This window comes from Ruegeria sp. CDSB013 (assembly GCF_059611165.1).
The window spans coordinates 77503-90431 of sequence record NZ_JBXWPA010000014.1 but is presented as its reverse complement, the minus strand read 5'-3'; the positions used below and the strand labels follow the sequence as shown (position 1 = coordinate 90431).

Here is a 12929-nt window from a genome sequence, read left to right as displayed (position 1 = left end):
CCTTGGCTTGTGCTGCTTTGACGTCAAATAAGACGCTACGGAAAGAAATGCAATCAACGCCTGAGCGCAACCCGCGCTGTTAGCCAACTGACGATCATCACAGCAAAATCCACATACAGCCATTGCCGCAGCGCCCCGGTATCCGACATGTCGTAAGGAAGCAGATACAATGCCAGACCACTTAAGCCATCGGGTAAGGAAACAAACAGCAGAGCGACCATATTATTGAACAGGTGCAATGCGATAGCAGGCCCCAACGTCCCTGACCGTGCCGTCAGATCCGCCGCCATCAGGCCGAACATACCGGACCACACGGCAACCAATAGCGCGTTGTCTCCGGCCGCGCCGGGGGCAAAGTGACCTGCCGCGAACAAAATCGACGGTACGCCCAACCAAATAACCGGCGATCGGAATCGCGCTGCCAGACTTTGCTGGATGTAACCCCGAAAAAGCACCTCTTCAGCGCTTGTCTGAATCAGCACTGCAAAAAGCGAGAAAGGCAGAAACAACAGCCAGGTCGACAGTGCCAAATTCTGCGTCAGCGTTGCGCCCATGCCATATGGCGGCAAGATGGCCACGACGATCCCAACGATCAGCAATGCCTTAAAAACATTCCAAAATTGCCCAATGCCCTCGCGCCATGGACCACAGATTGAGCTCAGAGTTCGATGTTGTAGGCGTTTTGCAGCGATGGACACGCCCAATGTGATGAAGCCAAAGCTTGCCAGTAGCACCAAAAGTGCAACCGGGGATGCGCCGGTCAGCAAACCTTGGGCCCATTCGACGGATCCAAGACCCGCAACCAATCCAAAAAGTAGAAAGTTCAGAAGGATGCCAACCACGCCAACAATGGTCAGCCCGACCAGCAGGCGCCAAAGCTCTGGCCGTGCGCGCGAAGGTGCAACAAGTCGTTCATGCGCTATGTATCTGCCGGGGTGGGCGTCAGGCATTGTCGGCCACATCCCGGTTCGGCGCGTCATCGTCGAAGATCAATGAAGTTGCATTGGCGGCGTTCAGCCTTTGGGAAATCGTAGTCAGATAGCCGGCAACCGTCTGCAGCAGCTGCATCGCAACACCTGCGTCACTTTCAATAACCGCGCGCAATTCCTCGGCCCCAATGCGCAGGAACGAACAATTCTTGACCGCGACCAAATCAAATTGCCGAATTTCACCCGTGATGATCGACAAGTCTCCGATCAGACGCCCGGGCTCGATGACCGAGATCGTACGCGCGGTTCCGTTCCCTTCATTCCAGATCAGGTCGGCTTCGCCCGAAATACACAGATAAGCGGCATCTGGCGTTTGCCCTTCGGAAAAGATGATCTGCCCGGCTGCGGCATCGTACCATTGCGCCGAAAACGCCAGAAGGCGCTGGTTGCGACCGTCAATGCCGGAAAACAGCTCGGTCGACGAGATAATCTTGAGCTTGCGGCTCAGGTCATCTGTTGAGCTGGCCTCTTCTTCTGGACGGGTTCGCGAGACGCCGTCAATTCGACCATCTTTGATCTCGACGAACAGATCATAGGCTTCGGGATGGGCAAAGTAATCCTCCATGAAGATCATGATGGAATCCGGCAACAATTCCCGCAGTTTCAGCCGGGTTCTCAGCCTGCTCTCGGAATCATGGCTGGCCAGAGCTTTGTCCAGGATCAACACATCAGGACGCTTGATTCCAGCGCGCGAGAATGCGGCGCGTTCCTGAAATACCGTCGGCAGATTATTCCCACCCAGACCCGAGGGCAGGTCATAGATAATGGCCGCCGCCCGGCGGCGCAGACCAGCTTCGTTCATGGCTTCGGCGACGACATCTTCGATTTCATCCGTGTGCGCCCCGGCCATCAAAGAAACCCGCCCGAACAGGGCATTTTCCATGACAGTCATGCGTTCAATATATGCATCTGGCGTGACCGGAACGAACATCCCATCCATCGAGGCACGCAGCTGTTCCGCTTGCCCCCTTCGGATGGCCAAGATCTTATCTTTGTACTCGTCCGGAAAATCAGGCCCGATCTGTTCCGCGGTCAGCAGGAACGGAACGGTCAGCAACAAGGCACGCTCGCCCTCGCTGATTGCTTCATCCCCTTTGGCTTTGCGCCGGTCCTCTATATCAAGCAGGCGGTGGAACATATCCTTGGCCATACCCAGACGAAGGAACAGCGGGTGATCTGCCCCGTCCCGTCCAAACGTCTGGTGCAGTGTTTCCAGCACCGCGCTTGCAATGCTCATTGCGTCATCATCCAGATCGTGATGGCGCAGCATCCACATGAACCGATCATCGCCCGCCAGAATATCCGGTGAGATATCGCGAGACGGAGCGGCAAACAGCAAGTTGCCCCCCAGTGGAACAGCCGGGTTAAAGCGGTCCGGCTCGAACCGATAGACATACCGCGCCAGGTCTTTTTCTTCCAACCTTTGCGCGACCGTATCGCGCAGATTTACAATATCCCGCGCCAGCGCAGAATGCTGTTCTGGATCGAACTGGGTACGTAATGTCCGGCGGAACATGAACTCATCAATGCCCATCGCCTCGACCAGCTGGAACCACCAGTTGCGGATATCCTCGATGTCTTCCAACCCTGCCAGGCCGGGATCGATCCACTCATCCGACAGGGAATCCGGAGGGTTCCCGGCCCGCACCGCTTCGATTTGCCACCGGCTTGGGGCCTTCTTCGCGTCGGTTAAGTGTTGTGGATGGGTTCGCAACGGCATCAAGAGGTTGTCACCCAAAGTCCCGTCAAACAGATAGGGCCGCGAATAGGCATAGCCGATCCGCGCCGCAATTACCGTCTGATGGAGTTTTAGCAGATCGTGACCCGCAATTGTGACGCTGCCTTGTATCGGCAAAAGCTCTCGTGTCAGCAGTTGTGCCAAAGCGCCGCGTTCGGCGGCGCTTGACGACTGAATAGCAACGCGGGCACCCTTGGGGATGGTCAGGTCGATATCTTCAAGGATGGTTTTCCCGTCATCATCGCGCACTGTTACATTGCGCAGTTCGATATCGCCGCTGAGATGCGGAATAGACTCTGGCTCACCCACAAACAGCTCTTCAGGGATCATGTTGTCCGGGGCAAAGCGTTCAATGACGATTTCCCAGCGCAAGGACATATCCTGAACCTGGTTGTAATAGGTCAGCAAGTCTTTCCATGGGCCACTAAGGTCCTTGTATGCCCCAAGCGCCGCGACAAGCGCGCCAACCGTCACCTCACCGGTGATCGCCAAATAGCCGCCGACCGAATAGAACAGGAACGGCGTCATCTGCGTGATCAGATTGTTGAGGAACTTCATAAAGAACTTCTTGTTGTAGATCTTGAACCGGATCTCAAACAAGGTCCCTAACCGGTGACTGAACTGCGCCAAACGATAACGCCAGCCACCATTGGTGCGCAGGTCGCTGATGCCCGCAGCGCTTTCGCCAATTTCCGAGCTGAGGTGGCGGACCTGCTGAATTCGTTCCTTGTTCAGCAGGTTGATCTGGCGCTGCAGTTTTGGGATCAGCCATGCCTGCAACGGAATCAACGCGATGCTGGCCAGACCGAACCAAACGCTTTGCATGAACAGAAAGGTGACAATGGTCATCATCTGACCAAACTGAAACACCGGCTGGGCAATCGCATCACCCATCAGGCCGCCCATCGGTTCGGCCTCGGAGGTGATCATTGAAACAAGTTCACCCTGGCTGGTGGTGGCAAAATACGATTTCGGGAATCGCATGGCGCGGTGAATCAGCGTGAACCGCAGGCGGCGCAGCATACGTTCGGCCAATATGCCCTTCATCGTGTTGATGCGCATCTTCATCAAGCCGCTGGCGATTACAGTGGCCAAAAATGCAAAACAGAGGATCAGCAGATATTGGACCTGCGTGAAGGTGATCCCCAGAAGCACAACACTATCGCTAGGCGCACCAATTGCGTCGTTGATGATCTGCTTTGGCAACTCGAGCGAAGCGTAGAGAAACGGAAATGACAATACCGTCAAAAACAACAGCACAAGCTGCTGCTTTTTCGAGTGTTTCCAGATGAACGAAAATAGTGTGGGTTCCATGCCCCGGCCTTGCCTCAAAGAATTTAGTAGCGGTTTTTCGGATAATCCACAGCAATCAGGTGCCGGACGGTACGCACAGTCCCAGATGATTGCAAGAACGGCGATGGGGGCCTTAGCAGACACAACCAAAACCGCCCAGTCACAACCACGTTAGTGTCGGATAGTTTTATGCGGATTTCACCAATTCGGCCTTATCCTCGCCGTTGTCTTTGACTAAAGAAGGTCAAGTTCAGACGATGGGATCATGGGCAAACTTCTGGAGCGATATCTACACCGCAAAACTATTGCGCGCTGGCAACGGGCCGTCCAAGACGCGGCCGGGGCTACGAACCCCCAATTGCGTCAACAGCGGGATGAGGCGCGCAAACTTCGTGCGCAATTGGACCGTTTGCTTCGGGAAGCAAATGAAAGACTGACGCTGCCCCTGATTGGATCAAAACAATTCCCCAAACCGCTGGGTACTGACTGGTGCTGGCGACCTGATTTGTGGCGGGGCCCCTTGCCTCGGCCCGGCCTCGCCTCAATCCCGCGTAAGGTCGAGTTGGATCAACAGGTAAAGATATTCCATGACTGCGCTCTCTCCGAGATCAGCGTGCGCCAAGCACGAAACATGGACGAAAAGGATCTGGCCGCGTTTGGACTTGGCGTCGAAGTGTTCGGTTTTGCAGGGTCATTCCTTTCCGTGTCGCTGGATTTGCCAGCTGAGGCAGTGCGTGGTCTGACGCGGCAGCACCTGATGCGGGTCGATGCCCAGATTGAAACAGAACGTCCGCTGGACGTGACCGCACGACTGAATATTCAGCACGGCCCAAACACCGATTCCGTTCCACGGTCTCTGGATTTGTCGACAAGCTCGAATGTTCTAGATTTCGATCTTGCCAATTTGCCGCTGAACGAACGGCGCATAGACAAGATTTGGCTGGACTTGGTTCTGACCAATCCGGCGATGAACCGCATAGTTCTGCGGGACCTGACCCTTTGCCGCCACCACCGCGCCGACATGTGAGAGCATTGGCCATGACACAACCAACCTTGACCCCAACCCTGTTCGAAAACGGCATCTGGCGCGGGTACCTGCAGGCCGACACTGAACCGCATGTCGAAGTCCGTTACATGGGCCAGGCGCTGGAGGGTGTGCTCATGACCGCCACCGATGGTGGTTGGGAACTGAGTGTGCCGGTGCCATCAACCGCTATCGCCGACGGGGTTCATTGCTTTGTAATAGCCGATGCAAACACAACACAGAAGATCGGTGAATTCACAATCATTGCGGGGGCATCAGCCGCAGATGATTTGCGAACCGAAATCGCTTTGTTGCGGGCGGAGCTCGACTTGTTGAAACGGGCATTTAGACGGTCTCAGGCACCTTCGGACTGATCCGGGTTTTCTTCGTTTCCAAGGCTTTGTCTATCTTTCAGGCGGAATCCGTGCATCATAAAAGTCATCCGAAGCAACCCGGGTGCGAAAATGGACCGCAGCAGTATCGTCAAGGTCATCGCTCTGATGGTGACAGGGTTCGGGATCGGTATCGACTTTACCGGCGCTCTTATTCTTGTCCCGGCCATCGAAAACAGTTTTGACGCTGATATTACCAGCACCCAATGGGTTCTGAACATCTACGCCCTGTTTTTTGCCATGACCATGGTTGCCGGGGGGCGCATGGGGGACATGTTCGGGCATCGCAAGATGATGATCATCGGGCTGGCAATCTTTCTATTTGCGTCCGTCATGTGCTTTGTCTCTCCCAGTCTCGACTTCCTGATCGCCGCGCGTGCTTTGCAAGGGATTGGTTCGGGTTGCGTCTGGCCTTGCACGCTTGCTTTTGGCGCCACCAAAGTCTCGCGCCCCGAACACCGCGCCATGATCATGGGTATGATCCTCGCCGGTGTGACCAGCGGCAATGTCTTTGGTCCGCTCATCAGCGGCGCCGCAGTCAGCTTTGGCGACTGGCGCTTGTTCTTTCTTGCAAACGTGTTGTTTTCGTCCATTTCGATGGTTACGGCCCTGATCCTTATGGAGCGTGAAACTCAACACAAACAGGGCGAACATATCGATTTCGCCGGTATAGGTATTCTTTCGTTTGCTGTTCTTTTGCTTCTTTACGGGCTGGACGTCGGTGCGGACTGGGGCTGGACGTCTGTCCCTCTGTTGATGTTGTTTTTCGTCAGCGCCGCGCTGTTCTTCTTTTTCCCGCAAGTCGAAAAGCGCGTGAAAGAGCCTCTCTTGCTGCCACAAATGATGCAGAACCGCGAGTTTCGGATCACGCTGGGACTGAACATGTTCAACGTGTCGGCGGCCTTTGTCGGGCTGCTATACTTCCCTCAATACATGCAAAAGGTCCTTGGTTGGTCGGTGTTTGAGTCGGCGATTGGTCTTGCCCCGCTGACACTCCTGCTGGCCGTCGGTTCGATTGTTTCGGGCACTCTTTATAATGATTTCGGGCCAAAGCGCCTGCTGTTCTGGGGATATTTGATCGCAACGACTGGCGCTCTCAGCATTATCATCTTACCGGCGGGGTTGGGCTATTTTCAGATTTTGCCCGGCATGGCAATGATCGGGCTGGGCGCAACACTGACGGTTGGGCCGTCAGGCACTGCAGCCGTGTGCGCCGTCAAACCTGAACGCGCTGGCCTTGTGGGCGGCCTGAGCTTTATGACCCATCTGGTATATGGCGCCATTTCCGTCGCCTTCGCGACCGCAATTATGTATGTCATCAGCCTGTCCAGCCTCAGCAAACAGCTGGTTGCGGATGGGATCAACATGTCCGTAACCGATCAAAAGGCGATCAACGGTGGAACGCTTACGACCGGTACAGCCCGCGCTGTTATGGAAAAGCTAAGCTCGGAAGAGGCTGAAAAGGTCAAATCTGCCATCGCTGCCGCATTTGATGCAGGCATGAACATGGCCTTTGTTTTTGCGGCCATCTCGGTCTCGATAGGCATTGTTCTGGCGATGATGCTTGACGAAGAAAAGCTGCACAAGGTTGAGGGTTGATCCCGGCCTTTGCAGAAAGGGCCGCCAGTATCGGCGGCCCTGTTTGTCTTACTGAGACGGTCCGTTGGGATTGAACGCCGACAAACCTTTGAGGATGTCGATGGCGTAGGCCAGCTGATAATCCTCTTCCCGCAATTCAGCCGTGGCTTCGGCTTTGGCGCGATCTTCTTCGATTTGACGGATTTCATCTTCGCTCAGGCTGTCATTGTTCAGGCTGCCGCGCAGATCAGCTTCGGACCGCGTGCGGGCGTTGGCTTCCTCTTCCTCTTCCTCGGCATCCGGCGCCGGGCGCGGCTGTTCAACGATGATGTCTGGGCTGACGCCAAGTGCCTGAATTGACCGGCCCGAGGGCGTGTAGTAGCGCGAGGTCGTCAGACGCATTGCACCATCGCCACGCAGCGGCATGACCGTTTGCACCGATCCTTTGCCAAAACTCTTGGTGCCGACAACGATCGCACGACGGTGATCTTGCAACGCGCCAGCTACGATTTCCGAAGCTGATGCCGAACCGCCATTGATCAGAACAACGATCGGCTTGCCTTCGGCCAAATCACCCAGCGTGGCATTGAATCGCTCGCCATCGCTTGGGTCGCGACCACGCGTGGACACGATCTCGCCTTCGTTCAGGAATGCGTCCGAAACTTTGATCGCCTGGGTCAGCAACCCGCCGGGATTGTTCCGCAGATCAAGGACAACACCATTGACCTTGTCCAGACCACCGGCTTCCTCAATCTGCTCATTTAGGCCTTCTTGCAGGTTCGGGAATGTCTGATCGTTGAAGGTGGTGACGCGTAGGACTACGCTGGTGCCTTCGGTCCGGGCACGCACGGCTGTCAGTTTGATAGTGTCGCGAATGATGGTGATATCAAACGGCTCTTGCTCGCCTTCGCGGACGACCGTGATCACGATTTCCGACCCGACCGGGCCACGCATCAGATCGACGGCCTTGTCCAATGTCAGGCCAAGGATGCTTTCCCCATCGACATGAGTGATGAAATCACCTGCTTCGATACCAGCCTCATCCGCAGGCGTGTCGTCGATTGGCGAGACAACTTTGACATACCCTTCTTCTTGCGTGACCTCGATGCCCAATCCGCCAAATTCGCCCCGTGTCTGCACGCGCATCTGCTCGGCATCATCGGGTGAAAGGTAGCTGGAATGCGGGTCAAGCGACGTGAGCATGCCGTCAATGGCCGCCTCAATCAGCTCTTCCGGCTCAACGTCTTCGACATACTGGGCGCGGATACGTTCGAAAATATCGCCAAACAGATCCAATTGCTCGTACACGCTGGCCTTGCGGTCAGCTTCTTGCGCCAGCAAAGGACCAGCGATTTGTGTAGTTGCGATTACACCTGCCACGGTTCCGGCCAGACCGGCCATCAGAAATTTCTTCATACTCGTTTATCCATCCTTGTCGGTCCGAAACCATGATTCCGGGTCCACGGGGCTGTTATTCTGTCTTACCTCTATATAGAGCGTTTCTGACCGGTCAGTTCCAGTGCCATCACCGCTTGTTGACAAAATTGCGCCGATTTCGGGCGATTCACCCGGCATCAAACCTACCGGAGTGCCTTCGGGGATGACCTCGCCCATGTCTCCGTAAACGTCTTGCAGCCCGGCGAACACGAACAACAAGCCCGGTTGCGGCTCGAGGATCATGACGTTCCCGAGCTCCAGCAATGGTCCACGATACCGGATCGTTGCCGCGGTTGGCGCTGTAACAATTGCCCGAGGACGGGTGGCCAAAACCACACCGGGGCGCGTCACACCAGCCGCGTCAGTCTCATCCGCGCGGTGCAAAACAACACCTTGGGTCGGCAATTCAATCCGCCCCTTGCGGTCAGAGACATCCGCGTCTGTTTCAGCAATTTCGCCTTCCGGGATTTCGGACAATCCGCTGGCAAACCCATCCAGCGTCTCGGTTGATGAGATCAGGATGGCGGTGCGCACCGGATCTTCGACAAAGCGACGGGGCAAATCCGTGCGGTCAGCGATGGCCTCGCTTAGGCTGGTGCGCGCGTTTTGCACACCGGTTAGCCCTTCGACCAGAGTGTCTGCAGCACTTTGCTGAAGTTTCCGAAGGGTCTGGACCTCTTGCAGATCATGGGCCAGTGCCTGCGCGCGCGCGTTCAGTCCGGGAGTAACTTCGGACAGCATCATGCCTGCCCGCGCGGAACCAAGGGGCCCGGACGGGTGCAGCATCAGAACGGGTGGTGCCGTGGTCTCAATGGTCTGCAATACACCCAGCAGCTGCGCGACCTCCTGTTCCCGCGACCGCAATTCTGCTGTCAGCTGTGCCTCGCGGGTCGCTGCTATGCGCAACCCGTCCCGCATCGCTGAAAGCCCGGCCTCATAAGCCTGGATAGTTTCGGTCAGGGCACGCACGCGGTCGCGGGCACCGTCGGCTTCAGTCAGGTTGATCGAGGCCTGTTCCAGCATGCGCGCCGCATTCAAGGCTGCTGTGGACGGATCATTCTGCGCGCTGGCAGGCGACGCAAGACATATCGCAAAGATAAGCGCGCGCATCCTCATGACAGCAGGCTCTTCCCCGTCATCTCGGGCGGTTGTTCAAGACCCATCAGGTCCAGCAGCGTCGGGGCTAGATCGGAAAGGCGGCCGTTTCGTAGCGATGCATCTTTTGGTCCACCGACCAGCGCCACGGGAACCGGGTTCAGAGTATGCGCGGTGTGCGGCCCGCCGGTTTCGGGGTCAACCATGACCTCGCAATTGCCGTGATCCGCAGTGACGATCATAGCGCCACCGACCTTGTTCAGCGCCGCGACAACCTGCGACAAGCCTTGATCGACGGCCTCACATGCCTTGATTGCGGCTTGCAGATCGCCGGTGTGACCAACCATGTCCGGGTTGGCATAATTCGTGACGATCAGGTCATAGTCCGCCTCGATCGCCTCGACAAATTTCGCCGTCACTTCGGCCGAAGACATCTCGGGCTGCAGGTCATAGGTGGCCACTTTGGGCGATTTTGGCATATACCGGTCTTCGCCTTCCTCGGGCGTTTCCTTGCCACCATTGAGGAAGAACGTGACATGAGGGTATTTTTCGGTCTCGGCCAGACGGAACTGGCGCAACCCCTTCTTGGCAACCCACTCACCCAAAGTGTTCACTATTTTCCGCTTGGGGAACACGGTTGTCAAATAGGCATTGTGACCGTCGGAATACTCGACCATTCCCAACAGGGCGGAAAGCTGCGGGCGCGGGCCCGTATCGAAGTCCGAAAAGCCCGGTTCGCCAATCGCGCGCAAGATTTCACGGGCGCGGTCCGCTCGGAAATTCAAACAGAAAACCCCGTCACCATCCTGAATGCCGTCGTAACCTTCCAGAACAGTGGGAGCGATGAACTCATCGGTTTCAGACTGGTTATATGCGTGATCCACAGCGCCATGCGCGGTTGTGGCAGCCCGACCCTGGCCTTTGACCATCGCATCATAAGCCTCGCTGACGCGTTCCCAGCGATTGTCCCGATCCATTGCAAAATACCGACCACAGACCGTGACGATGCGCGCCCTATCGGGCAAACGATCTTCAAGTTCCGACAGGTAGGTAAATGCCGATTTCGGAGCGACGTCGCGCCCGTCCGTCATGGCGTGCAACGCCACCGGAACGCCCGCATCGGTGATCGCCTTGGCGGCCGCGACGATGTGGTTCAAATGGCCATGGACGCCACCGTCCGAGACCAAACCCATCAGATGCGCCGTTCCATCCGCTGCCTTCACCTTTGCGATGAAGGTCTGCAATGCGGCATTGTCGAAAAAGCTGCCGTCTTCAATTGCCAGGTCGATCTGCCCCAGATCCATCGCAACAACACGGCCCGCCCCGATATTTGTGTGACCTACCTCGGAATTGCCCATCTGGCCGCTGGGCAAGCCAGCATCCGGGCCATGTGTAATAATGGTCGCGTGCGGCCCATTGGTCATGATCGCATCAAAGGTCGGCGTGTTTGCAAGATACGGCGCGTTAGACCGTGTGTCTTCGGACAAGCCCCAACCATCAAGAATGCACAGGACGACAGGTTTGGGGGCGGTCATTGCGGCTCTCCGGATTTCTGCTCTGGTCGGTCTTGTATCGCCTGCCCTCGGGCAATTGAACCTTATTTTGTGCGCGGTTGTGCAGATTTAATATTTAGGCCGCTCAACCCTTGTTTATCAATTCCGTATACGGACGCGCCTTGCGATCGCGATACTTGACGGTCAGATCCAGCGGCGCATCGTTTTCGTCATAGACCCCGACCACGATCCCCCTGCCCCGGCTTTTGCTCCGCATCTCAATCAACTGCTGTTTCGACCGCGTGGTGCGTTGCGATTGGCGACGTGTCCAAGCGAATAGGTGGTTGTACATTTTGGCAATTGTATCGGCGTGATCGGCACTGTCCCCCAAATCGACAAGCTCGTTAGGGTCATTTTCCAGATCGAACAGAATAGGCCGATGGCCGCCTTCGCTGTGGATCAGCTTCCATTTTTTGTTAGCTGCCATGAACATTACTGCGTCCCGGACAGAGGCATTCAGCATGTCTGCAATTGGTGATGCAGAGTAATCGTACTCACAAATCACCACGTCGCGGGGTGTTTCGTTCTGCTGCCCATGCAGGATCGGAAGCAAGGAGTGCCCCTCAAGGATATGCCCTGCGATCTCACCGCCCGCCACATCCACAAATGTCGGAGCAAGGTCGATGGATTCAACCAGCGCATCGCTGACGGTGCCACGCGTTCCGTCTGCTTCGGGTGACGGGTCATAGATGATCAGTGGCACCTTGGTTAATACGTCCTGAAAGAACGTTTTCTCGCCCATCCAGTGATCGCCCAGAAAATCGCCGTGATCGGATGTCAGCACGATCATCGTGTCCTCCATCCGGCCAGTTTTCTCCATCCAGTCAAACAGTCGCCCCATCTGGTCATCGGCCTGTTTGATCAGCCCCATATAGGCCGGGATCACCGCATCACGTACATCCTGCCGCGAGAATGTCTGCCCGACTTTAGTATCCATGAATGCCTTGAGCACCGGATGCGCATTCTGACGTTCCGTGTCGGAGCGCACGACCGGCAGAACATGTTCCGGCCCGTACATCGAGGCATAAGGTTCCGGCACGATGTATGGCCAATGCGGCTTGATAAAGCTCAGGTGACAGCACCACGGGCCATCATGGGTATCCATGAAATCGATGCCTCGTCCGGTCAGATAAGGGGTTTCGCTGTCCTCTTACGCTATGTTGGCCGCCTCGGTTGAGTTCTTCAAAAACCAGCCGGACAGGACATTGCCGTCCTCATCCAGCCCCGAATTAGCAAAGTCGTGCCAAGGGTTGTCACTCTCATACCCTTTTGCAGCCAGATGCTTATTGAATTCCTTTGCGCCATCCGGATCATAAAACCCGTCAGGTCCTTCGGGCAGCATACCGTCATCGCGTTCATGCACGTCAAACCCGCATTCCGCGACGCGCGCGCCGATCAGACTGTCAGGCGCTAATCCCAGCCGCTCCATGCCTTCCGCATCTGCGCGCATATGGGTCTTGCCAACCAACCAGCAGTCCATGCCTGCCTTGCGCAGGTGATCCCCCATCGTGATTTCACCAACTTTCAGTGGAATGCCATTCCATGAGGCGCCGTGTGAATGCACGTAGCGGCCGGTATATGTCGACATGCGCGAGCTACCGCAAATCGGAGACTGGATATAGGCCCTATCAAAGCGGACTCCGTTAGCAGCCAGCCAGTCAATGTTGGGGGTGTGCAAACACGGATGCCCGTAACAGCTGAGGTAATCCCGGCGCAGCTGATCGAACATGATAAACAGGATGTTTTTTGGCTTTGGCCAAACGCGCGCCCTCCCCCAAGTTACCTCAGGGGTCTATTTAGCCATTACCTTCACTATAGCGACGCGCAATC

General features: G+C 56.2%; 8 protein-coding genes and 1 pseudogene. 3 read left to right on the top strand and 6 right to left on the bottom strand.

Features of this window, described 5'->3' with window-relative positions:
- Positions 1-53: 53 nt before the first annotated feature.
- Positions 54-950, bottom strand: coding sequence for a CPBP family intramembrane glutamic endopeptidase (locus AC2FJF_RS20305; RefSeq protein WP_496726926.1), 897 nt, complete (start codon positions 948-950; stop codon positions 54-56).
- Positions 943-4041: an ABC transporter transmembrane domain-containing protein gene (locus AC2FJF_RS20300; RefSeq protein ID WP_496726925.1), complete on the bottom strand. Its 3099-nt coding sequence runs from the start codon at positions 4039-4041 to the stop codon at positions 943-945. Before AC2FJF_RS20300 ends, AC2FJF_RS20305 begins: the two co-directional genes overlap by 8 nt.
- Before the next feature lie 244 nt (positions 4042-4285).
- Here AC2FJF_RS20300 and AC2FJF_RS20295 point away from each other — a divergent pair, with 244 nt between their 5' ends.
- The 3 genes from AC2FJF_RS20295 to AC2FJF_RS20285 all read left to right on the top strand — a co-directional run bounded on the left by AC2FJF_RS20295 (position 4286) and on the right by AC2FJF_RS20285 (position 7035).
- A complete protein-coding gene (locus AC2FJF_RS20295; protein ID WP_496726924.1) occupies positions 4286-5047 on the top strand; it encodes a DUF6478 family protein in 762 nt (253 codons plus the stop codon).
- An 11-nt stretch (positions 5048-5058) separates the two neighbouring features.
- The gene (locus AC2FJF_RS20290; RefSeq protein ID WP_496726923.1) at positions 5059-5418 is read left to right on the top strand and encodes a hypothetical protein; all 360 of its coding nucleotides are present in this window, start codon (positions 5059-5061) and stop codon (positions 5416-5418) included.
- Between the two features lie 90 nt (positions 5419-5508).
- On the top strand, positions 5509-7035 hold the full coding sequence (locus AC2FJF_RS20285) for an MFS transporter (RefSeq protein ID WP_496726922.1): 1527 nt from the start codon (positions 5509-5511) through the stop codon (positions 7033-7035).
- 48 nt (positions 7036-7083) lie between these two features.
- On the opposite strand, the gene AC2FJF_RS20280 is transcribed toward AC2FJF_RS20285, so the two are convergent.
- The 4 genes and pseudogenes from AC2FJF_RS20280 to AC2FJF_RS20265 all read right to left on the bottom strand — a co-directional run bounded on the left by AC2FJF_RS20280 (position 7084) and on the right by AC2FJF_RS20265 (position 12840).
- Positions 7084-8430 (bottom strand): S41 family peptidase, encoded by a 1347-nt coding sequence (locus AC2FJF_RS20280; RefSeq protein WP_496726921.1) that lies wholly within the window; start codon positions 8428-8430, stop codon positions 7084-7086.
- Positions 8431-8436: 6 nt separating this feature from the next.
- Positions 8437-9567, bottom strand: coding sequence for a murein hydrolase activator EnvC family protein (locus AC2FJF_RS20275; protein WP_496726920.1), 1131 nt, complete (start codon positions 9565-9567; stop codon positions 8437-8439).
- Complete coding sequence (gene gpmI / locus AC2FJF_RS20270) at positions 9564-11081, bottom strand: 2,3-bisphosphoglycerate-independent phosphoglycerate mutase (RefSeq protein WP_496726919.1); 1518 nt, start codon at positions 11079-11081, stop codon at positions 9564-9566. Before gpmI ends, AC2FJF_RS20275 begins: the two co-directional genes overlap by 4 nt.
- 103 nt (positions 11082-11184) lie before the next feature.
- Positions 11185-12840 (bottom strand): annotated as a pseudogene (locus tag AC2FJF_RS20265) (sulfatase-like hydrolase/transferase).
- Between the last annotated feature and the right edge of the window lie 89 nt (positions 12841-12929).